Below are 25,385 nucleotides of genomic sequence, written 5' to 3'. Positions count from 1 at the left end.
TTGCTGGGAAAAATAATACGAGTGGAAACAGAATTTCATACCCAAATTTCGATTTTGACTTTCCCCCTCTTATATTCCATGACTGTTTTCGAACGTTATTCGATATTCTTGTGGCGTGATTCCGGTCCATTTCTTAAACAAGCGAGTAAAGGATTGTGGCGAATCATATCCGATACGTGCACCGACCTCGGCTACCTTCATTTCTTCCATACCGAGCAATTCTTTGGCCTTGCGGATACGTGTCTCCTCAATATACTCTGACAGATTGACACCCTGTTCCTGTTTGAACAACCGTGATAGGTACGAAGGATTAAAGCTTATGACATCTGCCAATCGAACAAGTGAAAGATCCTCGGCTATATGCTCTTCTATATAAGAAGAAATTTTCCGGATGACATGGGCTGCCCGATTACGCTCTCCGCTTCTCCTGGCAGAGAACAGCATTTCTGCTGAATCACGCAATAATACAAAGGCCTCAATCCAAGAACGGTATACTTTCGATTGTAAAAGGCTGAAAATACCAACTTTCCCCTGCATGTCCCATCGATTAATATAGGAGATAATAGGAAGAGATATTGCATAATAGAGCTCGGTCAGGTAAGCCTCTCCCTTACGTTCTTCAACGTCTACCTGCTCAGTCAGCTCATCAAATAGCCGAAGAAACTCCTCCCGTCTGCCAGCTTCCAAATGAATAGCCAGCACTTCGGATTTGGTATGCAGCGAACGGTCACGAGGCGAGGATGTGGATGAGTAATCTGCTGACTGGTTCAACTGCACTTTATGAACCATTAGATTGCCGTCTCCAACCCGAAAGTGTTGCTGCCGTCTCATCCTATCATACGAAACAGGAAGCCACTCCCAAGAGATCGCTTCACTGCATAGCGTGACAGCCATCGTAACATCCAACGACTCCAGGCAAGCTTGCTGGATCAGCTCGAATGTCCCTTCCAAGAACATGACCGTTTGCTCATATTCCCATCCTCCCTCTTCACTCGGCTGATCAGGCTGAATAAGCCATATCATATCACCATACCGATCGATTATGCCCATGCTGGTCGTCCTCTCCGCCAGGAACGTTTCCGCCAGAAACTTCACACCAAGCGCAGACTCCTGCTGATCGGAATAAGAATGGGAGGACTGACTGAAATACGTCAAATTTCCAAGCACAATCAGAACAGGAAGATCAGGATTTAACGGTATATGCAAGCGCTCGAAGTCATCCTCGAGATCATGCATTGTTCCATTTTGAAATAAATATCGAAAGTAATCCCCTTGCGCGAGCGTCTCCAATATGTTGAGCTTTTCTCGGGACTGGTGAATCAAATCCTTGACATGCATCGCATCCTCCAGATCCTTTAGCGCTCGCTTTACAGCCTCGATCAATTTAGGATAGCCCTCATTTTTGAGCACATATTGAACGCCTGGAGCTTGGATAGCCTGGTAAACGTAGTCAAAATCATTATGACCTGTCAGGAATATGATCTTGCACTGCGGCCAGCTCTGACGAATATGGCCCATCAGCTTAAGCCCGTCTATGCCAGGCATGCAAATGTCCGATAAAACGATATCCACTCTCGTACGGTTCAGCAGACTAAGCGCCTCTTGACCGGAATACGCTTTGTATAGATCCAAATGAAGATCAAGTCTGCTAAATATATCCATTAAGCCATCCGTAATGATTTGTTCATCGTCAACGATCAGCATCCTGTACATCCTTTATGCCACCTCCAACGGAAAGTACAATAGTTACTTTCAAGCCTCCAAGTTCACTAGGCTCAGTCTTCAGTCCGCAGCTATCACCTGATGTAATCCGGATTCGACGATGGATGTTCACCATTCCCGTCGTTTCCGACCGATCATCCTCATGATGCAGAGAATTCGCTATTCGTTTCATTGCCTCATCGGTCAATCTGCCTCCGTTGTCCTCTACAATGACGCCAACCATGCTCTCATCCACTAGAAAGCGAACAACAATTAATCCATCCATCATTTTTTTCTCGAGGCTATGCTCGAACGCGTTCTCAATGATCGGCTGGATAATTAGGCGCGGCACCGTCAGTTTTTTGAGTTCCTCCGGCAGTGCATCGAATTGAACACTCACTCGTCTTGAAAAGCGCATTTCCTGAATTTCCGTATACATTCTCGCGTGATGAATCTCCTGCTCCAGTGACACCATGTCCGAGGCATTCCTTGTTACAAATTGAAAATATTCGCCAAGTAACGTTGTGAACTGCTCGATTCGCTCCACGTCCGCAGTCCTTGCCATCGTATTCAGGATAAAAAAGCTGTTGTATAAGAAATGGGGATTAATTTGCGCCTGTAGCTGCTTCAATTCCGCTCTTTGCGCAAGAATTTTCTGTTTGTAGGCTTGATCGATGGATGATCGCAAATTCTCTACCATCTGATTAAACCTTCCATACAGATAACGGAATTCGTCTTTAGATTCATGTGCAATCAGGAAATCCAAATCGCCATTTTCCATTCTTCTAAAGCTCTTCACCAGCGTCAGCATTGGTTTATGAATAAAACGATAGGTAGCCATCGCAAAAGCTGCTGTAATTGCCAATGCAGCGGCAGCGAACACCCATGCTAGATTATAAAACTTGCGAAGCGGCTGCTGGACAACCTCCTCAGGAATAAATCGGTAAATCGACAATTCCAGTTTTGCTGAATGAGCCATCAAGGAATAGTACTCGTGTCCCTCTATCGTCACGGGCTGCGCTTCACGAGGACCCGCTAATTGCATACCCATTTGCAGGAAGTACTGCGGCATATCAGCCTCGGCGAGCTCTCCCGTCCCGCTTGCCAGTGCCACCTTAGCGTTCTCTGACAGCAGCACTGTACCGCTTCCTGAATACGTGTTGAATTGGGCGAGCGCCTCCCGCAGCCTTTGACCATCCAGTTCAATCTCAACAGTGAAAAAAGGCTCCGCCCCTTTTATTCCTCTTAGCTTGGCAAACCCAAGAAACAATCTGCCATTCCACTCCATAATTTGCGAGTCTTTCCCGCCATATACCGAACGGATTTCCTTGAACCGCTGAACATCCAAGTCACGCACATCGTCCTCAGCCGACATCGTCCTGCCGATCAACGAAATGTGTACGCTTACATCTTTAATGTACATGCTGCTGTTTTGGACAGTAAACAGACGCTTCATAATTAAATTCATGCTGTCCGTCCGCTCAATTGTATTCATTCGTTCCCAAGTTAAAGCTAGTTCATTAAGATTTTCATCCTCCAGCAGACTATATTGGAGTAATTTGATACGCTCAATCTCGTTCTCTAGGTCGCTGAGATAAAAGGCAATTTGTGAGGTCGCTGATTTGGTAATGTCACTACTTGCACTCTGCATAATCCAATGGTACTGATAAACCCCAAACAATATAATAGGCAGCAAAATGAGCAAAAAGGTGATGATCAATCTAAGAAAAATCGTATTCCGCAGCGAAAACTCCGGTCGATACAAGTCATGATACCCCCAACAATTTTTACTCATTATAACCTGATTTCCAGTAATCTGCTATATGAGACAAATCTATGAAGCGGTAGAATTATCCTTTCACACTGCCTAACACGATCCCTTTCACAAAGTACTTCTGCAGAAATGGATAAGCTAGAATGATAGGCAGCGAACCAAGAAAGATCTGGGACGATTTCAAGGTCCGGTCTGAAATAAGAGCTAGATTGAGCATCGCATCGCGTGACATATTCGATAGGTTCTGCTGGATGACAATCGTTTGAATATAGCTTTGAAGCGGATAATTGGACGGATTGCCCATAAGCAGTAGCCCATCGAACCAACTGTTCCAATGCTCGACGAGCGAGAATAATGCCAGTGTCGCCAGTGCGGGCTTGGATATTGGTACAAAAATGGTCCACATGATCCTCCAATGGCTTGCTCCATCCATTACAGCCGCTTCCTCAAGCTCCTTCGGAATTTCTCGAAAGAAATTAAGCAGCAGTACGATGCTGAATACAGGAACTGCTCCCGGCAGAACCAACGCCCAGATCGAATCAAGCAGGCCATATTCTTTAATCGTAATATACCAAGGGATTAATCCACCGTTGAAAAGCATTGTTATAAAGAAGAGCCAAGCATAAATGGATCGGAATCGAAAGGCATTTGTCTCTTTTGACAGCGGATAGGCTACCAATATGGTTAACAGTAAGCTTAGCGGCGTTCCTATTCCTATTCTTTTCAAGGAGACAAGCATTGATTCCCAAAATTCACTGCGGCTTGCCGTATATTTATAAGAAGCAAGCGTAAAGTCAACAGGCAACAACTTTACATATCCTGCAGAAGCCGCCGCGCTTGAGCTGAATGAAACCGCAATAATATGAATTAATGGAAGCACGCAAAGGAGTGATAGTGCGATTAGAAAAATAGTATTCAACAACGGAAACCATTCGTAACGTTTGCTTTTGACTGCAAGTGATTCTGTCCATACTCGATCCACTTTTCACCCTCCTTTAGAAAATCCGATATTTCGCAAACCGGTAGGCTAGCAAATAGGATGTAGAAATTAATGTGAGCGATATAACCGACTTGAAAAAGCCTACTGCAGTAGCTACTCCATATTGTGCGTCTAGTAGACCGATTCTGTAGACAAACGTATCTAGAATATCGCCACTTTCATAAACTTGCGGACTATATAAATTAAATACCTGGTCAAATCCGGCATTCAATAATTGGCCGAGGCTCAGTACAGTCAGAAGTACAATTACCATCCGCATACCAGGAATCGTAATATGCCATATTTTGTGCCAACGATTAGCGCCATCCATCGTTGCGGCCTCATATAATCCTGGATCGATGCTGGTTATTGCAGCTAGATAAACGATTGTTCCATACCCGAAGTTTTTCCACACATCCGATGTGATGAGCGAAAAAGGAAACCAGCTGTTATCTCCAAGGAAGAAAATTTTCGGTATGCCAAACATTCCGAGAAATGAGTTGACGATGCCGTTGGATGGAGAGAGAATATCGACTAATATACCGCCGAGCACAACCCAGGATAAAAAGTAGGGTAAATAAATGGCGGTTTGGACTGAACGTTTAATGACCCTGTTTTTGAGCTCGTTTAATAAAATAGCGACAATGATCGGAACGATCAAGCCTAACAAAAGCTTTAAACTGGCAATAAACAGCGTATTCCAAAGAACCGTTGAAAAATTCGGCAGGCTCATGACATATTCGAAGTTCCCCCATCCAACCCATTTCTGATCTCCGAACAAGCCTTTCGCCGGGATAAACTTTTGGAATGCAATTACAATACCAGCCATCGGTATATAGGAAAACAAAACAATCAGGAGTAATCCTGGTAAAATCATCATATGCAGCGGCATTTCTCTCATAAATTTCAGTCTCATCCTAATCCTCCACATTTGTGAGCAAAATGAGGCAGAGGAAGAAAAAGTCTTTCTTCCTCTAGCCTAAGCAATTATTTCGTCGATTCATACCACTCATTAACTTCTTGCGTAATTTGGTCTCCGCCAAGCTTCTTCCAGTTCTCAACGAACTGATCGAACGTATCAATCGACTCGCCTAAAATGATTTTGACGAACACTTCCGTTTGCAGCTTATCGAGTGTTGCTTTACGTTCTACCATTGTCGGCGTTGGTGCCCCAACGAATTTCTCCATCAAAAATTGATTGTTTTTCTCGTATTGATCGGCAATACCCATAGAGCCTTGTTCGCCGTATATCCGTTCCCAGCCCCACAACGCGAAGCCTTCTTTTGTTCCCGACGCAAAGGATTCCAATTTCTCTTGAATCGTCTTTGCTTCACCCTTCAAGGTCGATGTATCGCCGGCTTTCCGGGCGGCGTCTATGGCTCTGAACGCATCAACATTTTTCATAGCTGGATACGGTGTAACTGGAGACAGCTGCCACACGCTTTCCGCCTCCGGCGGCGCATAGTATTTGTCGAACTCAGCACTCTCTCCCCAGTTTTTCTCCAGATGCAGATTGAACATTTTGATAACTGCTTCCGGATTCGCTGCCCCTTTCTTGACTGCAAAAAACCGGGTCGTGCTGAATTTGAGAGGCACCTTAGGCGAATCTCCCGATTCTGATACGATCTGGAAAGCTTGCCACTGCGCATTCGGATCATTATTGCGGTTGAGCTGCAGAGGCCAGATGGAGTTCCATTGCTCGCCGTACTCCATCCCGATTTTCCCTGCAGAAATTTGCTCCGACACCTTACCCCCGTCTTTAATGCCGAACTCATTGTCAATCTGACCGTTTTTGGACATATCCTGAAGAACTTGAAGCGCTTTTTTCACTTCCGTTTGAATGCTGCCGAATACAAGCTTGCCGGAAGCATCCTCAACCCACATATTCGGAAAAGCGTTATATGCAGCCATGAATCCTTCCAGCCCCATCGCGCCTCCCCATAAGTCTTTTGTCAGCCCTAGACCAAATGTATCGTTTTGGCCATTTTGGTCTGGATCATTTTCTGTAAACGCTTTCGAAATTGCGAGAACATCAGCGATCGTTTTTGGTGGCTGCAATTTTAATGTTTCCAACCAGTCCGTACGGATCCAAATATACATTGAACGTTCAATCGATGATTCGAGCTGCGGAATAGCCATCAGCTTGCCGTCGTAAGTAACCGCATCAAATGGGCTAGTTCCTTCCTGGGAGAGCACTTTTTTGGTTAGAGGGGAAGCATACTGATCATATAGCTTCGTTAAATCTTCAATTTGGTCGGAATCGGCCAATTGCTTGAGCTGTGTTGCGTTTACAGGAATGACATCGGGAAGATCTCCGGAAGCAAGCGTGACATTAATTTTTTGCAAGTATTGATCGGAAGTGGACGCGCCTTTGACAATCCAATCATACTTAATCTTAATGCCCAGCTGCTCTTCATACAGCCGTGACCAGCGGTTATCCTCGATCGTTTCGCCCTGCAATACGCTGAGCACATTATTTTCCACGACATCGTTCAAGTCTCTAACAAATGAAACTTCGATAGGCGGATCGTATTTGGTTAGCGGACCGTTATTGTCAGTTGTAGTCTCACCTTGCTGCTGTTCATTGGTTGGAGCCGTATTCGTTTCCTTATTGCTCGTGCTATTATCCCCTGAACAGGCAGAGAGGAATAACGAGGCAAGTAACAATAAAGACACCCCTTTGACCCCTATTAATGATTTTTTATTGCTCATTTGCATCCCCCAATTTCGATAATTTGGCTGTTGGTTCATTACAACTTAATTATGCGATGGTGGATGTGCTAAAACAACATTCAACTCTTTACTTCACTTCTCATCCGTTTACCAAAATGTAAACGCTGTTATTCTCGAAATCGTCATGATCTCTGCACCTCCCGCTTGCGAATCATGTACATGATCGGTTGCCATTCCGTAAGTTACATTTCTGCAAGTCTATGACATAACGAAGACAGGAAGGCAATTGCCTCCCTGCCTGACATTCGACTATAGTTCAGCGACTGATTTAATTCGTTTTTGTAAGCATGAAGGCATCATGAGCCAGCGTATAGGAAATGCTCCCCGGATCTTTGCCGGTAATCTGGAATCGGAAGACCTTACTGCCAGCCGAGCTGAAGGTTACCGTTCCAAGTCCAACCGTCTCGTAGCCTTGCGGACTGCCGTAATGGTCGAGCGGATATCCTGTGGCTACGCCATCGATATACAATTGAGCCGTTCCGCGTTCGGGATGCTTCTTGATTCGCGCGCTAACCGCGTACGTTCCTGCCTCGGATACTGGAACCGTATATTCGATCCACTGCCCTACCCCGCCGAAGCCGCTATAGCTTAGTGATCCACCGCCTGCACTCGAATCTGCACCATTCGTCACCGTGGCACCTGCCGACAGGTTCGTGACTAAGCTCTCACTCTCATAGACCAACGGTTTCTTCGTCAGAGCGATGTAATCTGTCGCCAGTGTATAGACACTGCTGGAAGCGTTCTTCCCGGTTACTTGGAAGCGGAAGGCCTTCGTACCGGCCGCACCGAACGTTACATCTCCGAGATCGACAGAGACATAGCCTTGTGTGCTGGAATATTGTTCAATTGGAGCGCCTTGTGCTGCTCCATCAATATAAAGCTGCGCCGTTCCGCGGTCAGGGTGCTTCTTCACCTGCACCTTCACGTTGTAGGTCCCCGCTGCTGGAACGTTCAGCGCATATTGAATCCAACCGCCTACACCGTTCGCGTTGGCGTAATTCAAGGCGCCGCCGCTTGCAGATGTATCGTTGCTATCCGTATTCGTCCCTCCTGACGACATCGTGGTCGTTGCGCTTTCCGCTTCATATTTAACCGGCTCATAGATTTGCGGAGGCAGATACTTGTCAGGTGATCGGTAAGTCAGACGTATCGTATCTGTCGCCAACGTATATTGTGAGCTGGCCGAATTCTTGCCCATAATCTGGAAGCGGAAGGTTTTGTCTCCTGCTGAGTTGAATGCGTAATTGCCCAGGTTCACTTCGACATAACCTTGCGTGCTCGCATATTGGTCGATTGGCGATCCCACCGCTGCACTGTCAATATACAGCTGTGCAATTCCGCGATCCGGATGCTTTTTCACTCTAACTTTCACGTTGTACGTGCCGGCGCTTGGAACATTAACCGTGTAGTCGGCATAGCCGCCGACCGCATTGCCGTTCGTGTAGCTGAGCACCCCTCCGCTTGCAGCCGCATCGCTGCCGTTCGATGAAGTGCCACCGCTCGATAAGGTAACAGGCAGGCTCTCTGCTTCATGCTTGTAGCCGGACTCTATCGTTACGCTGCCTGTACCGCCAGCGCCAATGACGACATCCGCAACAATCGTTTTGTTGGCAGTTCTATCGTAGATAACCGCTTTGCCGGTCTTGTTCGCAGGACCAGTCGCATTGATCGTCAAGCTTGATGTACCCACGCTTTGAGTGAATGAGGTAATATTCTCATCCGCATAGAGCACCTGCATCTCAGAGCCGTTGTCCTCTTGAATCCAGAACGCTTTGCCCCTTGATGTGTTCTCTGCAAAGTTAACGGTAAGGCCCGGCGACTTGAGCTCTGCTCCCGTGAATCTTCCTTTGTACTTGTATCCGATCACGCCGCTGTCGTTCATCGTGACATCTTCTACCAAATACGTCTTACTGTCATCAAGCCAGCGCAGGTCGAGCGTGAACTCGTTCGGTGCAGCTGCCTCGTTGCCGGCGGTAGCGATGATGAGCGCTCTACTCTTGTCATCCGGCGCATACATCCAAGCATAAGGCCCTGACGTATCGTAGTTCGGGCCGGCATATAGAGGCCGGATGATGCCGTCAGTAAGCGCCTTGATACGCGGATTTTTCCTCCAATCGTTGAACTTCTTAAGCGTGCTTATGCCTGCCGCGCTCCATGTTCCCGGGTCCTTGGCGAACTTGATCACGCGGGCTGGCATATACGAATAATAATCTTCTACCTTGCCAGTCGTAAGTCCGCCGTAATAGACCGAGTTAAGCGGCAAATACCCGAAGCTGTTCGTCGCGATGAGCATGCTCTTGTCCACGTTGCCTTTCGATGATACGAAGCCGTTATCGCCAATATGGAGCAGGCCGACGTTGCGGTCTCCCTGCGTTGGATATATATCGACCTCGCTCGTCAGCTTCGTCAAGAAGTCCGGATGACGCGAGACGATATCGTTATTGTAATCGCGGACGAGCACGTTCTTCCGGTATACGCTGTCACTCGGATGTGATGTCGACGTAGCTGCTGTGTTCGGCCAAAACTCCGTCAGGTCGATCATCTGATGGGATAGATGATAATTCGGAATCATGTAATCCTCCACTTGGCTGCGTTTGAACTCGATATTGGCTGGATCAGCCAGATCGCGACCAAGGTTATGGTTGTCCCCAGTCATGCTGAACCAAATGCCAAAACGCATGCCTGCTGCAATAATCGTATCTGTCAGTCCCGCTAGATTCGAGGTGAAGGAGCTGGCTGCCGTCGTCGTATCTCTTGTCGTATTCCAGAAATCGTCAACCATGACCATATCCATGCCTGCTTGTGTCGCTTTCGGAATTACGGTGCTGCGGTAATAAGCCTCGCTCCTTTTACCGAGCCACTCCCAATCATTCGTTGTGAACACCGATGTTGTATGATGATACTTAAATCTTTTGCGAAAATGCTCCTCCACTGCCATCTTGCCATCCATGCTATCGCCTGTGAAAGCGGTCATATTTACAGAAATATACTCGAATTGCTCATTGGGGAATAACACGAGCTGTAGGGACCCGGGGTTCGTCGAAACCTTGACACCGGATATGCCGCTCCATGCGTTAATACCTGCGAACGGGAGGTTGTCCGGCGCTCCCTGCGTCTTCCAGTTCATCTCCGGCTGGAGCGTCCAGCCATCACCTGTATTGTATCTGTTAATCGCGTTTTTGCCAGCATTCATAGGCAGTGCGCCCGTCGTGCTGCTCCATGTCATATTCGGCACATAATGCAGCGTATGGGCATCGCTTGGGAAGTTAAGCGCAATGATATCTGAGGCTGTTATCGTCTTATTTGCTGCGCTGTTGTTCTTGATCAGATTAGAATATTTAAGCCCTGCTCGATCGTTATACATCTCGAATCGGAGCGTAATGGTCACATTATCCGGAGATGTTCTGGTAATCGGAATTTCGAGCCTTTTGCCCCAATTCGTGCTGAATAGGGAGATGTTGTTGATCGTGTCCGTTCCGAGCGTCCAGCCGCCATCATTAGCATACAGATCGCTGCCGCCATAATTGTAGTAGAACAAATAATTGCTGCCGCTGCCGGTTAAGTACTCTTTGCCAGCCTCCTTATTGTAGAAGCTCGTCATCTGGATACTTCCACTTGCGAAGGAGATCACGACCTTAAGCACATCGTTTTCTAGAGTCCACGTATTGCCACTTTTCGTAATCGTTGAACCGGCTGCTTCTACCGTCTGGACCGACCCATTCGGAACAAACGGAATACTCGACATGCTTAGCACAACTGCTAGAATCAGACAGAACATACTGCGTAACCCGATCTTTAGCACAATTGCAACCCCTTTCAATAGTTGATTTCATAATGGGATAAAAATACCCGCTAACCATAACGCCGATCATTCCCATTCGTGAGAGACCTATGCTCGATTTGCGGGTATAGGCTGCGGCAATGAAGCCATTACTTGATGTTATTTGCTCAAAGAAGACATGAAGGCCACATATTCAGCTTCTGCATCCGCCGTAGCCGGGTACCATTCCTTCTCTAAGAAATCCTTGAATTGCTGCTCATTGATAGCACCTGTAATATATTTGATCTCGTTATCGTCCTTCTTCTTCACCAGATCCGGAATGGTGCTGTTCAAGCTCGCGATCTTCGGCGCTCTGACGGCAGGCACATTCACTGTAGTCATTTGTCCGAGCGCTGTGTCCAGCTGTGATTTATACAACTCTAGCCGCTCAGGAGTGTTTGCGTTAGCAATGGAAGCACCATCTCCATTAACCGCATTGGCAGGTGTCATGTAAGGGCTCGTTATTGTAGACAACAAAGTCGTCTGCTCGTCGGTACGCGAGAAGGCTTTCGTAGCCGGATCATAGCTGTCATAAGTAACGCCCTTCACTCCCAGTTGGAATAATGCGTTTGCTTCTGCTGTATTGCCCCAATCGAGGAAGGCCAGTACGTCATCCACGTTTTTCGAACCTTTCGGGATCATCCAGCCGCCCCACATGGCAGGCGTAACCCAGTCTGCTGCGACACCGTTCGCATCCTTCAATACACCATGATACGTATACTTTTTGTCAGAATCCGGGTCTTTGCTAATGTTGCCCAGCACCGTATATTGATGCGCATAGATGATACCTACACGGTTCTGATTCAGCTTCTCTTGATCGACGTAAATTTTGTTAATTAGGAATTCTGGATCGATCAGCTTCTCATCGTTCAATTTCTTCAAGTACGTCAAGTAAGGCAGATAGCCGGACATTTTCTCTCTGATCTTGTACGTTCCGTCTGCATCCTTCACCCCGTCTACAACTGGAAGGCCGAAGGCAGCAGTCAGGAAGTTCGAAGCATTCCATATCGTATTGCGTCCCAGATCTGGTCCAGAGAAGCTTAAGCAATAGCTGTCCTTCTGGCCATTACTGTCAGGGTCTTGCTCAGTGAACGCCTTGCACACATTGGTCAACTCATCTAGCGTCGTTGGCGCTTGCAGCTTCAATTTATCCAGCCATTGCTGGTTAATCATATAGCCCCAGTGGTTAACGACATTCGTTCTTGGAATAATGTACGTCTTGCCATCGTTGACTGATTTGACCGCATTCCACATGTCCGGCGTAATATTTTTCATTAGATTGGGATAATTGCTGATTTTATCATCGAGAGGCTCAAGCAGGCCATTCTGTGCCCACTTCTCCATATTCGCATCGGCGCCATTGCCTGCAGTACCCCAGTTGTAGATCACGTCAGGAAGATCGCCGGATGCCATAAGCACTTGCAGCTTGTCGACGTAGTTATTGATTGGCGGCGCCTCGATTTCCAGCTTCACATTCGCGAGCTTCTCGACCTCTGCAATAACTGGATTATCTTTGAGAACAATCTCTGCATTGACCCTGTTGAACATTTTGATCGTGACCGGTTGTTTGACCTCTGGCTCATCCGTAGCTTTATTCGTCGATTGCGGTGTGCTCGTGCCGCTGTCATTTATGTTGCTGCCGTTGTTACCCGAGCTGCACGCCGTAAGCGCCATTGCCAGAATTAGCAAGGAAATGAGCGTTTTTACGTTACGATACCTTTTTGTAACCATGTCCTTCTCCCCTTTGATCATCGTATTATATTAAACCGCGGACAACCGCAGATTTAATCGATAGAAACGCCAAGCGTATACCCTTATCCTTTGATCGAGCCTACGAGAATACCCTTCATAAAATATTTCTGCATGAACGGATAGACCGTGATGATCGGCAGCGTGGAGAATATGATTATGGCCATCTTAATCGTGAACTCGGTCACCCCGGAGGCTCCCGTATCCATCAAGTCCTTCGTGACACCACCACTGTCGACGACCATATCCCTGACGATCAGCATTAGCGGCCACAGCTCTCTCTTGGACGTGTAGATGATGGCGCTAAAGAACGTATTCCATTGCGTCACCGCGTGGAAAATGACGAACGTGGCAATCGCAGGCTTCGATAAAGGAACGATAATCCGGAACAGAATTCTTAGCTCGTTCGCACCGTCAATGGATGCTGACTCTTCCAGGCTCGGGGGAATGTTCCCGATAAAGTTTTTCATCAGCAGCAGGTTGTAAGCGCCAAGCGCATTAGGCAGTACAAGGCTCCACAGCGTGTTATACAGATCGAGCGATTTGATCAAATAAAAATTCGGAATCAGTCCGCCATTGAAAAACATCGTGAACGTAATGAGCACTAGAGCGATGCCTCTGCCCTTCAAATCCCGCTTCGAGAGCGGGTACGCGGTTATGATCATGAGGAAAATGTTGATGCACACGCCGAGCACGGTAATGATGATCGTATTCCGGTACCCGGTCCACAACTGATCCATCTTGAATATTTGGGTGTATGCACTGAACTCTAGTCGACTTGGAATCAGCTTAAGCGGATTCGCCAAATATTCGCTGTAAGGTGTAACCGAGAAAGCGGCTACATAAAAGAATGGAAAAAGGCAGGCGAGCGCGAACAACGTAATACATGTGTAATTAATAATGTCGAATAGCTTATCTCCCCTGGATCTGATATTCACAGGTAAACTCCCCCCTTGTCGAGATGCTGCAGGCTGCGCAGGTCCGCATCACCATATCCCGTCTTCCTTCATCAGCTTCGCGATTCGGTTGCTTGCGAGCAAGAAGATCAGTCCAATAACGGAGGTGAACAGGCCTACAGTTGCACCGAAGGAGAACCTTCCGCCGAGTATGCCTACTCGGTAGGCGTACGTTTCAAACACCTCGGAGACGCCTAGATTCATCGGATTCTGAAGCACGAAGATTTGCTCGAAGCCGTTATTCATGATGTGACCAAGTCGTAAAATGAGCAATATGATAATGGTCGATTTGATGCTAGGTATCGTAATATACCATAGTCTCTGCAGACGGCTGGCGCCGTCGATGCTTGCTGCTTCGTACAGCTCTGAATTAATAGCAACGATCGCGGCCAAGTAGATAATACTCTCCCAGCCAGAGTCCTTCCAAATACTGCTTAGCACCACTAGCGGACGGAAATAATCGTTGTCGGCCAGGAAGAAGATCGGCTCGATGCCGAGCTGCTTCAGAAACAGATTGAGTACACCCCAGGATGGAGACAAGAAGTTAACCAGTATGCCTCCGATAACGACCCAAGAGATGAAATGCGGAAGATAAATGATGGTTTGCGTAATCTTCTGGTAGGTCCGGTTCCTCATTTCATTCAGGAATAAAGCCAGAATAATAGGAAACGGAAATCCGATAATAAGCTTCAGGAAGCTTAAATAGAGGGAGTTCCAGAATACGGTGTAGAAGTCGCTCAGCCCGAACATGTATCTGAAGTTCTCGAAGCCGATCCATGAGCTGTTCCAAATGCCCTTGGCGAAGTTAAAATCCTTGAAAGCAATTATTACACCGTACATCGGCACGTAATTGAATACGAGAAAATAAATAATGCCGGGAAGGAGCAGCAGATACAAATATTTCTTTTTGTTCAGATAGCGAAATGACTTTTTCATGTTTGTAGCTAACAAGGTGCACACCTCCATCCTTTGAACGAACAGACTATTTCAGAACTAGGGCGAGCAGATCGTCCAGATGCGCGCTAGCCAAGCATTCATAGGTGTCGCCTGCTCCGTAATAGATTTTCACCTCACCCGTATCTTCCAAGATCATGCCTCCCGGAAACACGACATGGTTTCTGAATCCACCTTCCTTCTCGTAAGGGGCATTCGGCGCAAGCAGTGGTTCCTCATATAGGCCGATAATTTTGTGAGGATTATCGGAATCAAGCAGCATCAGTCCTGCGGAATACCTTTTCTTCCAGGTATCCTCCCAGCCGTTCTTGCCGCGGGACGGATCAATATCGACGGCATGAAATGTCGTCAGCCAGCCCTTCTTCGTCTTAATTGGCGGTGCTGCCGGACCCAGCTTCGCATTCGCGAACGGTACGCGTTCCACCGGGAGGAGCAGCTCAGAGTTGCCCCAGTCCTTCAGATCGGGAGAATCCGATATCCAAATGTCGAACCGTTCCTGACCTTCACGGCTGTAGATCGTGAACGGTCTCTCCAGCCGGACGTACCGTCCACCAACCTTCTCAGGGAACAACACCATATTCCGGTTATCGGGCGAGCTCATGCTAATGACTTCAAAATGCTCAAAGTCATCGGTTACAGCGATTCCACCGCGAATGCCATGCAGCGTGTCGACTGCGAAGCACATGTAGCAGCGACTGTCGATAACGGTTAACCGCGGATCATAGCTACGGATGATCTCATTCGACTTCAGATCGAAGATCGGCTCCGGCCTTACATCCCATTTAATGCCGTCCCGGCTGAATGCGAGGCCCAGGTTCGTCGTGCCGAACGAAGAGAGCACCTGCTTATCTGGCTGACCATAGTCATTGCGGAACACCATGACGTATTGGCCTTGGAATTTGGTTACACCTGCATTGAATACCAGTGCCGGCTTGTAGGGAACGTCCTCCCTAGTAAGAATCGGATTGTTGGGATGACGAAGCATGATCGGGCTTGAAGACAGTTCACCGATCAGGCCGATTGGCGGTAATAGCATATAGAAATCCTCCTTGATTGACTGTGGAATTTGTAGCGCTTACAAACACATTTTATGGTATAATCTGACCGTGAATAGTGCAAAAATTTATATCAACACACTAGTTTTTCACTGAATTTTGGGAGGGTTCATCATGACGATTTATCCGATGAACAAAGACTTGTCCGACTACGAGATGATTTCGGCCGACTTTCCTTTCTATGTTTCTATTAATGAAGTCCGCAGTACCTTTCCTGCACATCGCCATGATTTCCTGGAGTGCTCGCTTGTCATCGAGGGTGAAGGGCATGAGACGATCAACGGTATACGTCATCCGATGAGACGAGGCACATTCACGATGCTGCTGCCCTATCAGATTCATGATATCGTGACGTATTCTTCTACTCCGATCCGGCTGTTCAACTGCATGTTCGCTATGGAGCTGCTCGTATCGTCGACCAAATCCGGCTCCCCTTACTTGCAATCGCTGCTCACAGACAATCAGCAGCCTTTCCTTCACCTAGAGAACGAAGAGCTGCTGCAGTTCGAGAAGCTGCTGACCAGCCTTTATAACGAATACAACCAAGCCTATGCCTTCCGCAACGAGCTGCTCATCTTGAAGCTCCACGAAATATTGATGCTGTTCCAACGCACTCGGGTGACTCAACAGGGCATGATTACCGTTGAACGAGCCTATCTTGCAGGCAGCGGCTCGATCTGGCCAGTCATCGAGTACATCCATTACCACTACCGCGACGATCTGTCGCTGACTGGCTTGTCAGAGCATTTCCGCATCCCACCTTCAAGGCTGAGCGTCGAGATCAAAAAACATGCCGGCATCAACTTCCTCCATCTACTCCATACCATCCGAATTCGCCACGCATGCGGCCTGCTCAGTGCAACTGACATGAGCATTCTTGAGATTGCACTCGAGGTTGGCTTCAGCTCATACAACGTATTCGGTCGACTCTTCCGAGAATATAAAGGGATTACTCCGACCGAATATCGTGAGTCCAAGCTTAATGCCTAATTCATGGCAGTAGTACAGGCAACGAGATAGAACATGCGAATAGATGCTGCAAGAGTGTTCGGCCACTCTAGCAGCATCTTTTTATTTGTACTATTTTCTGCTGATTCATAAATTGTGACAAAAATGTGAGAACCTCTCTTATTTTCGCTAAAATATCTTATGAGGATGATTATATATGCTACAATTAAAGCTAGGTGTTTTATGGAAAATATGAATAAATATAGGCGTGTTTACTATGATTCTCTTACTTCAGAAAATAGGTGATAGCCGTGAATGATCGTCCGCAGAACAACCCAATCGTCAATCAGAAACAATTCTTTTTTAGAATGAACGTCTTTTTCTTCGTTGTGTTTGCCCTATTCAGCCTATTAATATTGCGATTAGCTATTTTGCAATTCGTAGAAGGCCCTGCGTTAAGCTCGAAGAGCAGTGATAAGCAGACACGCCAAGTCAAGATTGCCCCGATTCGCGGCAATATTTATGATTCTACCAATCAAGTCATCGCTTATTCTTCTTCCACACAATCCTTGTATTTCACCATATCCAGAAAAACGACTGAGGACGAGCATGTTGCACTCGCATTTGCCCTTGCCGATATATTCCGTGAATATGGCGATCCAGACAAAATAATGACGGAAGAAGACATTATTAGACAGATGGATCTTCTCTTTAGAATGAATAATATATCGACTCCTAGGCGTCTTAAGTCTGGTCTGACGCAAGCGGAGATAGCCGTTATTATGCAAAATAAAGCTTCGTTCCCTGGCATCGAAATTATGGAGGAAAGCATCAGGCACTACAGTGAGGACACCATCGCTGTTCAGCTTGTCGGCTATTTGAAGAAATACAAAGGCGTTAGGGAAACGATGCCCTTTTATAAAAAGATCAGTGAGGAAAAAGATGCTAGTCTACAATATTTGGAAGATGAAGAAGTAGGAACTGACGGTCTGGAATATATGTATCAGGACGTTCTCCGTGGAATGAATGGAATCAAGAAATTCCCTATTAATAGCGGAGAAGAAATTATCGGACCGATGGAGATCACGAATCCTACGAAGGGTGCGGACATTTATTTAACGATTAATAAGAACGTGCAGCTCAGAACCGAAGACGCTATCATGAGCCATTTGACCAAGATTAGGAACTCCACACTCAAAGCGGAACGAGCTCCTGATGCAAAGATTGGTTACGCTGTTGCCATGGAAATCGATACGGGCAAGATCATTGCGATGGCGAGCATGCCAGATTATGACCCAAATATTTGGCTGGGAGGCAGCATCTCTCAGAAAGAGCTGGACAGCATTAAGTTCGTCATGAATAACGGGACGATTCGGCAGGTGTATCCCCAGTATGCAACTCAGGAGGAGCTGGACAGACATCCTTCCTCCCTCGTGCCTCTGGGCTCTACGCTTAAGCCACTGACCGTATTAGTTGGTCTCAATGAGGGGCTGATTACAACCTCTACCCGTTATACAGACTCCGGTGTGTTTTACTTTGGCGCGAAGGGTCATGAACGAGCTATTAGCAATGCATCGCAGCATGTATATGGCAGTCTTACTCCTGCTACCGCTATAACGAATTCCTCTAATCCTTTTATGGCGGCCATGATTGGCAACAAATTGTATATGCGTGATGGTAAAAAAGGTGTTGATATCTGGGATGATTATATGAAACAATTCGGGCTTGGTGTTCTTACCGGCAGCGGACTGCCGAGGGAGCAGGAGGGCATTATTGAATATTTTAACGAGAGTAAGAATGCTAGCGCGCAATCTGCGCTCGTCTTTGCCTCCTTCGGGCAGCAAGGCCGCTACACGACGCTCCAGCTAGCCCAATATACGGCTATGCTGGCTAATCGCGGGACGAGACTGAAGCCTCAATTCGTGGAGAAGATTGTACAAAGCGGAAGTATACTGCAGCACTATGAGCCAGAAGTTCTGAATACGATCGATATTCCGGAGGCTTATTGGAGGGAAATTGAGAAAGGCATGTCCAAGGTTGGGTCGCAGGGCTTCGATGGCTTCAAATACAGCTATATGCGTAAGACCGGTACCTCCGAGCAGCAGGTCGCTACGCGGACTGCCGAGAATGCGGTCTTCATCGCCTACGCACCAGCAGACAAGCCTAAGCTAGCCGTAGCCGTAGTCGTTCCCGATGGCGGCTTCGGCGGCTGGGGCGCAGCGCCGATCGCCCGCCAGATTTTCGATGCTTACGATGATGAGATCGGCCTAAGCGGTGTCCCTGCCAAGGCAGAGCAGACGGCACTTAATGCTCAAAGATAATAAAGAAGTAGACTGACTTGGTAAAAATACAATCGGCAGCCTTGGACTAGAAAATCAAGTCCTAGACTGCCTATTTTTTATTACAATCCGTTATTAGATAATAATATTAAATGAAGAGCCGCAAGGACTCCCATTGAATAAATAATGATTCTTGAGTAAGTATTTTTAAATCCATTACGGGGATGCTTCTCAAAAAACAAGTGTAGAATGGCATGGATGATTAAAAATAGATCGAGTACCCAGAATGTAATTGTCTGATATTTACTGAAAAGTAGAGAGAGTATTAATGTATACAGAGGAAGGTGAATAAATGTGAATACTTTATACGCTTTAGAATCTTCCATATCTTTAAGCACGATAAACAATCTCCACTCTGAATGTCTTATCGCATCCATTTCGTGCAACAGAAATAAAGATAAGTTAATCAAAAACAACACAAGCAAGAAATCAGGCAGTCAAAAAACCTCCTACAATTTTATTACTATATGTTACCACACTCTATGTCACAGTCTAGGGCATGCGAATGACCCGTAAGATGGCCGCTTCACTCATGAGCAGCTGTTCTTACAGGTCATTCTTTCATTTATCGGCAGAGTTGGCTACCTTTTCGAACGTTTCTTGGAAGTTGCTTTAACATGTTTTCTGCGATTTACGCTCGAAACCATCACATTTTTCTCCGTAAACGTATAATGCTGCTTATAGACAGGGCAGCAATGATGCTGCTTGATCGTTTCAATATTTTGAACAACATTCACAAGCTGCGGATGGTAGTAATTCTCGTATTGTACAACTGGAGGATCATAGATGGTCTGAGTTGGACAATCGGGACAGAATCCAGCCTCATTCACACCGCCTACATTACCCATGTTATTACTAACGTTATTACCCCAGTTGTAGTAATTATTACGGTTCACTGTATAAATCCCCTTCCTATTTTGAAATACAGCTTATTGTATTCCGAGAAAGGAGATGCTGCCTGTACGCTTGACATGGAAGGCGATGGCCTCCCATATTCCGAGGGTATTGGGGGCGAGAGATATACCTCCTTGGCAAATGCCTACCGGGGATATTAATACATAAATCGTTGAATAAACTACTTCTCTTCTATCGATTTCTGTATGCTCTTCTCTCCGCATACGGAACACAGCTGCTGCAAATTTTGATCGGCTGTCATTTATCATTCAGATAACTCCGCGCTTCCTTCGCTTTCTTCCCACATACCGCACATTTTGCTCCAAATAACCATGCAAACACTAGTGAGGCTCCTTTCTATACTAGAATAATCAGACTTTTTGTCACTCTGCAACCAAATTTATGTCCTTGAACTGTAACGAGCCTATTCCACTCATGTCATCAGGTGGCATGAGTGGAATAGGCTCGCTCTAACACTGTTTTTCCGCTTATCGCCTATGTTAGAGCCATCCTTCGAGCTCCTTAGGTTGTTTTCCGGCTTATTGCAACTGCCTACTTCAACTAAACAAAAAGACCTCCCCATATTGGAAAGGTCTTTACTAAGATCTGAGCTCAAGCTGTAGCTCTAACGTTCACATGCAATCAAATCTTTGTCTCGGTCGCTTTTTTTGTTGGCATCATAAAGAGCTTGGGAAACATAAGGCTTATATTTCGTTTTTCCACCTTTGTTCTTGACGGAAGAGGAACGAGCAACGCCGCCCTTATACACCTTGTTAAGCTCCGTACAATTTTTATATGTAACGACTTTTGCTTTGGTTGCTGCTACCTCTGTTGAATAGCCGAATACCAGACTTAGTGATAGAACGATTACAATAATCTTATTCATACGAACACACCCTATTCTAACTTTTGCGATAAGCTGTCGAACTTCATTATATTCTACCCACTATTCAATAGGAAGGGTTTTTCAACCTCTGCTTCTATAACTACGGCTTATAGTCCTCACCTGAATTTGGTTGTAAAGGTAATTTCATAACTTCTTCATGATTAGCTGCTTTCTTAATTTGATTAACATAATACTTCATTTTCTCAGACTTCACTTCGGACAACGAATGTAAAGGTATGGATGTTAGATCCATCGATGGGTCGTTCCTGTCAACGTCTACTCGTGTACGAGCTATCCATTGACGCTCTCCATCCTCAATGAGAATATCATTAAGTTTAGCTTGTTCGTAGAAGTCCTTCACATAAAAATGATACTCTCCATTAAATTGCTCCATTTTAGATAGCTGAATTCCAATGATACTTAACATATTTAGAAGATCAAAGGTTTTGGAATCTGAACCTTCATATAATGGTTTTTCTATCCTATTGTTTTGAATAATGACTATCTCAAAGCGCTTATAACCATCCCTTACAAGATCTTGTCTATTATCACCAACTGTAATATCAGGTAAGTCTGATCCATGCTGGGACAACGCAGTTCCAAATTCTACAGAAATAAATTTCTCTTGATTGTCGATGGTTACTTTATCCTTCGTAATCAATGTGAAATCAGATCCATTAGAGTTCTTATAAATCTCATAATCGACCTTCTCCTCTATTATAGAATAGAGCTCCGAGTATGGACCATAATACCAGAGATGATTCTCCATCAGCCCCTTAGCCTGATCTATCAAGCTTTTATCCACAGTAGCTGTTGAGGGCTGGCATGCCGCTAAGAGTATAGCCATTAGTATAATGGTCTGCATGAATCGCATGGCATCATCCCTTCCTTCTTCCAGCAACCAAGTTGAAATCAGCCATGATGAAGTTCAAGCTCTATAGGAAACCGGTTCCCTTTAATAATATATAAAATTATGAAATTGAGTAAATGCTTTTTTTACTATATTGAAAAAAATCTCCTTCCGCCAGGCTGTAATAGCCTAGTGAAAGGAGATTTTTAATCACCATTGGTGAAAAATAAGACTTGCCCTCTTCTTCAATCAATACTGAGATGTTAACCCTAACCAACCATCTCCACCAATAACCGCTCCAACTCCCTCACAGTCCCAACCACATAACTCGGTGCCGCCAACCGCAGCTCCTCATCACTCCCATAGCCATAACCAACGCCGACGGAAGCGATGCTGTTCTTCTGGGCGCCGATGATATCATGCTTCCGGTCACCAATCATGATGGTGCTAGTCTTGTCAATTGCTCTCGAAGCCAGAACATGGGCAATGATCTCGGCTTTATCGGAACGAGTACCATCGAGATTACTGCCGCATACGAAGTCGAAATAGGTATCCAGCTGGAAATGCTTCAGTATCTTTTCCGCAAAAACTGACGGCTTGGAGGTGGCGACATGCAAGGCTACCCCACTCCTCTGTAACTGCTCCAGCATTTGTGGAATCCTCACATACACCTCATTCTCGTACATGCCTCGATCCGTGAAATACTCTCGATAGTAGTCGATCGCCTTCTTCGCCTCCAGCTCAGAGAACGAATAGATTTCCTGAAAGGACACGATAAGCGGCGGCCCAATAAAAGGCTCCAACGTATCCAGATTATCAACTGGAATGCCAAGCTTAGCTAACGCATACTGTATCGATTTCGTAATGCCAAGCTTGGGATCGGTCAACGTACCGTCTAGATCAAATAGGATATGAGATAATGACATTCGTGCGTTCCTCCAATTCTATGACAGCTGTCTATCATAATCGGATAGCCCGCTTCTTTTGTCAACATTTTCCTGTATATAAAATTTTGGCAGGGGAGAAGCAGCTGATGCTGAATGGACTCTCCCCCTCCTCATCCCGCCACAGCCGGCCCCATACATAGATGAACTGCCCATCTGCAAGCTCCGCCCAACGTTCCTCTAGATTCATCTCATACCGGTAATCGGCCCCCTTGCGGAAGCCCTGTCTCGAATATGTCCGGTACACCGGCAGTCGCCTAGGATGAGAACCAATGAATCGATTGGCAACTGTCTCAAGAATGGACTCTGTACTACCGGTTATTGCTTCCTCTTCTGCAAAATAAGGCAGCTTGCTCATTCGCATCTCCCCGCATCTCTATATTTCGCCTCCTGGATATAAGGTTGAGCTGTACATGCGCTTCGTCTGCTTAAGCGGTTGACCAGATGGCTTGTCCGCTAGATTAGCTTGCCCGCTTGCATACAAGGCCGCCGTCTCGTCGTTATAAATAATAACCTGCTCCGTTCCGCTTCCCAGCAGATCGGCATGAACCGCATAGCCATGGGAAGGAAATTCCGCAACTGTGTTCATCTCTCCATCATACAAAGCAGGAAATACGCCTCCGCCTCTGCGATAGGCTAAAATATAGTCCTGCTCACTCGCATCCCACCCTCTTACGGTTTCAACAATGGTTAGCCAGCCATCTGTTATGCGATCCTCTTTCCACAGCTCTTGACCTTCCGAGTTAAGCAGAAACATCGCGTCTTTCCCTTTCAGCCCTTTGCCATCATCCTCGCGGACAAGACGATCCAGACCTGCAATCTCTAGACCCGGCAGCTCGGGACGGAATTTGCCCAGTGCAATATGCTGAGATTCAATCGACCCCTCGTAGCGCCACAGCTCCGCGCCATGTCGGTCATACATAACCGTGACGCTGCCGCCTATGACAAGCTCAGGCTCCCCGTCACCGTTCACATCACCAACCCAGATGCAGTCGGCATGATCCTCCAGCTCCTTGCAGCTCCACTGCAGCTGTCCATCACTGCTTAGCAGGTCATAGCCAGCCATCACCTCATCCTTGCCGTCACCATTCAGATCATACACCCAAGGAAAATGTCCGGGATTGCCTTCATGTGTCCACAGCAGATTGAAGTTTCGATCGAGCGCCCACATGCGATGATAACGGTCCTTCAGGATAATATCGGAGGCATAATCTCCACCAGTCAGATTAGCGATTATGATGCAATCGTGAGCATGAGGATCAGGAAGCTCATAGGACTTTTTCGTAAGCCCAGTCTCTCCATCAATAATATGAAAACGATCCTCCATTACGCACAATACTTCCAGCTTCCCGTCACCATCGATATCGTAGATTTGAGCAGGATAATCTGAGCCTTGACTTCCCGCTTCCGGGTCAGGCGTTCCAGTCTGCCACAGCCGATTGCCCTCCAGATCAAAAGCTGTCAAACACTGCACTTGATGTGGAATATATCTTACATCCTGCCGATTATCCGGTTGTACGAGCAGCAGCTCGATCCGTCCATCACTATTCAAGTCACCTAGCAGCATTTTGCAGCGTGGACCTGCCAGTCGAATATCGATCTCCCCAAGCTGTATGGCTGAAGCCGTTCCTTGTTTCATTGTTAATCCTCCCCATAGTTAGGCATAACTGATAGGTGAATCACACAAGCGTGATCTGGCGTCCACCTTCAACTTCGACAATACGACCATCCACATTCAGCCAAATGCTGATTGCCGTAGGGTTGTATACAAAGTCCAGCGCTGCAGAAAATTTAAGCTGACGGTAGGCGTTCATATAGTCGTTTATTGCAAGGTTAGTCGCATACCAAATATCGTCGCGGCCTCCTGTATATTCGCAAAATTGCTCGATCAGCTCCCAGTTATTATCATGATCGAACTCATAGCTGTGGCCCCATACGTACATGAGATACAAATATTGCGTTTTATGAAGGCTGACAAAAGCTTCCGCATGGTTCATTAATTGCTTATTATGATGGCAGGTCGGCTTCCATTCATGGAAGTCATCCGGCATTCCGAAGCTGCCCGTACTCTCAACAACTCTTGCATATTCAATACCTAGCATCGGCAGCATTTGTTTGATTTCCCTATTGAAGGAGCCATTCGGATAGGACATGCCCCTGACCGTGCAGCCGAACAGCTGCTCCAGCCTCTTGCGATCCTCCATCACTTCATAGACAAGCTGCTCCTTCGGGATTCTTGCAATCGTTGGATGAGTTAGTGTATGAGCCGACACCTCATGACCTGTGTAGAGCGAAACCGCCTCCTCTTCAGTCAAGCGATTGCCCGTTCCGAATAGACCAGAATTGATGTGAAAGGTCCCCTTAATACCGTGTCGATTAAAAATATCAACTAGCCTCTTATCCGCAGTCGTTCCATCGTCATAGCTCATCGTTAACGCTTTATGCTTGCCTTCCGGAAAACAAACGACTATTCTCGGCATGCTATTATCCTCCTCCAAGGTATTGTGCAGCAAAACCTGCTTCGTAAGGGTGTACTTTGGGCTTATATAGTAAAATTAGCTATGGATGAAAAGTGAGCTTTTAGTAAAAAGGAGTGACGAGCTCAGGTAGAAGCATGCCACAACAAAATAGACTGTAGACTGTACAGTCTTATACACGATTTAGAAGCTGTTAACGGAGTTAGACTGCATTCCTGCAGCTAGAATAAAAAGTGGACACTCGTTAAGTGTATGAGGATAATGACAATAACGAGAAGGGGTGTCCTGTATGGAGAAACAACCACGTAATCAATATACAGAAGAGT

21 protein-coding genes are annotated in these 25,385 nt (G+C 46.4%); 2 read left to right on the top strand and 19 right to left on the bottom strand.

The genetic code is table 11. The features are described from left to right. Positions 1-69: 69 nt before the first annotated feature. From AC6ESP_RS22560 to AC6ESP_RS22515, 10 genes are all read right to left on the bottom strand, one after another. Positions 70-1,713 carry a response regulator gene (locus AC6ESP_RS22560; protein ID WP_497098991.1) on the bottom strand — a complete coding sequence of 548 codons (1,644 nt, stop codon included), beginning with the start codon at positions 1,711-1,713 and terminating at the stop codon, positions 70-72. After that, entirely contained in the window at positions 1,691-3,466 is a 1,776-nt protein-coding gene (locus AC6ESP_RS22555; RefSeq protein ID WP_497098990.1) for a sensor histidine kinase, read from the bottom strand. The genes AC6ESP_RS22560 and AC6ESP_RS22555 overlap by 23 nt, the downstream gene beginning before the upstream one ends. Before the next feature lie 85 nt (positions 3,467-3,551). Then, entirely contained in the window at positions 3,552-4,457 is a 906-nt protein-coding gene (locus AC6ESP_RS22550; RefSeq protein WP_497098989.1) for a carbohydrate ABC transporter permease, read from the bottom strand. A gap of 13 nt (positions 4,458-4,470) precedes the next feature. Then, positions 4,471-5,370, bottom strand: coding sequence for an ABC transporter permease (locus AC6ESP_RS22545; protein ID WP_497098988.1), 900 nt, complete (start codon positions 5,368-5,370; stop codon positions 4,471-4,473). A gap of 71 nt (positions 5,371-5,441) precedes the next feature. Then, complete coding sequence (locus AC6ESP_RS22540) at positions 5,442-7,166, bottom strand: extracellular solute-binding protein (RefSeq protein ID WP_497098987.1); 1,725 nt, start codon at positions 7,164-7,166, stop codon at positions 5,442-5,444. Between the two features lie 289 nt (positions 7,167-7,455). Further along, entirely contained in the window at positions 7,456-10,989 is a 3,534-nt protein-coding gene (locus AC6ESP_RS22535) for a carbohydrate-binding protein (RefSeq protein WP_497098986.1), read from the bottom strand. Between the two features lie 138 nt (positions 10,990-11,127). Continuing rightward, the gene (locus AC6ESP_RS22530; protein WP_497098985.1) at positions 11,128-12,738 is read right to left on the bottom strand and encodes an extracellular solute-binding protein; all 1,611 of its coding nucleotides are present in this window, start codon (positions 12,736-12,738) and stop codon (positions 11,128-11,130) included. An 83-nt stretch (positions 12,739-12,821) separates the two neighbouring features. Beyond that, on the bottom strand, positions 12,822-13,694 hold the full coding sequence (locus tag AC6ESP_RS22525; protein WP_497098984.1) for a carbohydrate ABC transporter permease: 873 nt from the start codon (positions 13,692-13,694) through the stop codon (positions 12,822-12,824). A 48-nt stretch (positions 13,695-13,742) separates the two neighbouring features. Further along, positions 13,743-14,648: an ABC transporter permease gene (locus tag AC6ESP_RS22520; protein ID WP_497098983.1), complete on the bottom strand. Its 906-nt coding sequence runs from the start codon at positions 14,646-14,648 to the stop codon at positions 13,743-13,745. A 46-nt stretch (positions 14,649-14,694) separates the two neighbouring features. Next, positions 14,695-15,702 carry a glycoside hydrolase family 130 protein gene (locus AC6ESP_RS22515; protein ID WP_497098982.1) on the bottom strand — a complete coding sequence of 336 codons (1,008 nt, stop codon included), beginning with the start codon at positions 15,700-15,702 and terminating at the stop codon, positions 14,695-14,697. Positions 15,703-15,835: 133 nt separating this feature from the next. Between AC6ESP_RS22515 and AC6ESP_RS22510 the strand changes: the two genes are divergently transcribed. Then, the gene (locus AC6ESP_RS22510; RefSeq protein ID WP_497098981.1) at positions 15,836-16,711 is read left to right on the top strand and encodes an AraC family transcriptional regulator; all 876 of its coding nucleotides are present in this window, start codon (positions 15,836-15,838) and stop codon (positions 16,709-16,711) included. Positions 16,712-16,980: 269 nt separating this feature from the next. Continuing rightward, a complete protein-coding gene (locus AC6ESP_RS22505) occupies positions 16,981-18,990 on the top strand; it encodes a peptidoglycan D,D-transpeptidase FtsI family protein (protein ID WP_497098980.1) in 2,010 nt (669 codons plus the stop codon). Between the two features lie 80 nt (positions 18,991-19,070). Here AC6ESP_RS22505 and AC6ESP_RS22500 read toward each other — a convergent pair whose 3' ends face one another. The 9 genes from AC6ESP_RS22500 to AC6ESP_RS22460 form a co-directional block, all read right to left on the bottom strand. Next, positions 19,071-19,427, bottom strand: coding sequence for a DUF6713 family protein (locus AC6ESP_RS22500; protein WP_497098979.1), 357 nt, complete (start codon positions 19,425-19,427; stop codon positions 19,071-19,073). Positions 19,428-19,589: 162 nt separating this feature from the next. Continuing rightward, a complete protein-coding gene (locus AC6ESP_RS22495) occupies positions 19,590-19,904 on the bottom strand; it encodes a hypothetical protein (protein ID WP_497098978.1) in 315 nt (104 codons plus the stop codon). A 623-nt stretch (positions 19,905-20,527) separates the two neighbouring features. Next, positions 20,528-20,788, bottom strand: coding sequence for an excalibur calcium-binding domain-containing protein (locus AC6ESP_RS22490; RefSeq protein WP_497098977.1), 261 nt, complete (start codon positions 20,786-20,788; stop codon positions 20,528-20,530). 100 nt (positions 20,789-20,888) lie between these two features. After that, the gene (locus tag AC6ESP_RS22485) at positions 20,889-21,635 is read right to left on the bottom strand and encodes a hypothetical protein (protein ID WP_497098976.1); all 747 of its coding nucleotides are present in this window, start codon (positions 21,633-21,635) and stop codon (positions 20,889-20,891) included. A gap of 124 nt (positions 21,636-21,759) precedes the next feature. Next, complete coding sequence (locus tag AC6ESP_RS22480; RefSeq protein WP_497098975.1) at positions 21,760-21,891, bottom strand: hypothetical protein; 132 nt, start codon at positions 21,889-21,891, stop codon at positions 21,760-21,762. 16 nt (positions 21,892-21,907) lie between these two features. Beyond that, a complete protein-coding gene (locus tag AC6ESP_RS22475; RefSeq protein ID WP_497098974.1) occupies positions 21,908-22,564 on the bottom strand; it encodes an HAD family hydrolase in 657 nt (218 codons plus the stop codon). A 61-nt stretch (positions 22,565-22,625) separates the two neighbouring features. Further along, positions 22,626-22,946: a hypothetical protein gene (locus AC6ESP_RS22470; protein WP_497098973.1), complete on the bottom strand. Its 321-nt coding sequence runs from the start codon at positions 22,944-22,946 to the stop codon at positions 22,626-22,628. 12 nt (positions 22,947-22,958) lie between these two features. After that, the gene (locus tag AC6ESP_RS22465; RefSeq protein WP_497098972.1) at positions 22,959-24,221 is read right to left on the bottom strand and encodes a hypothetical protein; all 1,263 of its coding nucleotides are present in this window, start codon (positions 24,219-24,221) and stop codon (positions 22,959-22,961) included. 40 nt (positions 24,222-24,261) lie between these two features. After that, positions 24,262-25,062: a polysaccharide deacetylase family protein gene (locus AC6ESP_RS22460; RefSeq protein WP_497098971.1), complete on the bottom strand. Its 801-nt coding sequence runs from the start codon at positions 25,060-25,062 to the stop codon at positions 24,262-24,264. Positions 25,063-25,385: the final 323 nt, after the last annotated feature.

It is taken from the genome of Paenibacillus xinjiangensis, from assembly GCF_059686975.1.
Note: the sequence above shows the minus strand (reverse complement) of the source record. Positions and strands in the feature narration are given on the sequence as shown.

Coding starts and splice junctions, on each gene's coding strand:
- AC6ESP_RS22560 (WP_497098991.1), bottom strand. CDS start 1,713: ATGTACAGGATGCTGATCGTTGACGATGAACAAATCATTACGGATGGC.
- AC6ESP_RS22545 (WP_497098988.1), bottom strand. CDS start 5,370: ATGAGACTGAAATTTATGAGAGAAATGCCGCTGCATATGATGATTTTA.
- AC6ESP_RS22540 (WP_497098987.1), bottom strand. CDS start 7,166: ATGAGCAATAAAAAATCATTAATAGGGGTCAAAGGGGTGTCTTTATTG.
- AC6ESP_RS22530 (WP_497098985.1), bottom strand. CDS start 12,738: ATGGTTACAAAAAGGTATCGTAACGTAAAAACGCTCATTTCCTTGCTA.
- AC6ESP_RS22520 (WP_497098983.1), bottom strand. CDS start 14,648: ATGAAAAAGTCATTTCGCTATCTGAACAAAAAGAAATATTTGTATCTG.
- AC6ESP_RS22515 (WP_497098982.1), bottom strand. CDS start 15,702: ATGCTATTACCGCCAATCGGCCTGATCGGTGAACTGTCTTCAAGCCCG.
- AC6ESP_RS22510 (WP_497098981.1), top strand. CDS start 15,836: ATGACGATTTATCCGATGAACAAAGACTTGTCCGACTACGAGATGATT.
- AC6ESP_RS22490 (WP_497098977.1), bottom strand. CDS start 20,788: ATGAATAAGATTATTGTAATCGTTCTATCACTAAGTCTGGTATTCGGC.
- AC6ESP_RS22485 (WP_497098976.1), bottom strand. CDS start 21,635: ATGGCTATACTCTTAGCGGCATGCCAGCCCTCAACAGCTACTGTGGAT.
- AC6ESP_RS22475 (WP_497098974.1), bottom strand. CDS start 22,564: ATGTCATTATCTCATATCCTATTTGATCTAGACGGTACGTTGACCGAT.
- AC6ESP_RS22470 (WP_497098973.1), bottom strand. CDS start 22,946: ATGCGAATGAGCAAGCTGCCTTATTTTGCAGAAGAGGAAGCAATAACC.
- AC6ESP_RS22465 (WP_497098972.1), bottom strand. CDS start 24,221: ATGAAACAAGGAACGGCTTCAGCCATACAGCTTGGGGAGATCGATATT.
- AC6ESP_RS22460 (WP_497098971.1), bottom strand. CDS start 25,062: ATGCCGAGAATAGTCGTTTGTTTTCCGGAAGGCAAGCATAAAGCGTTA.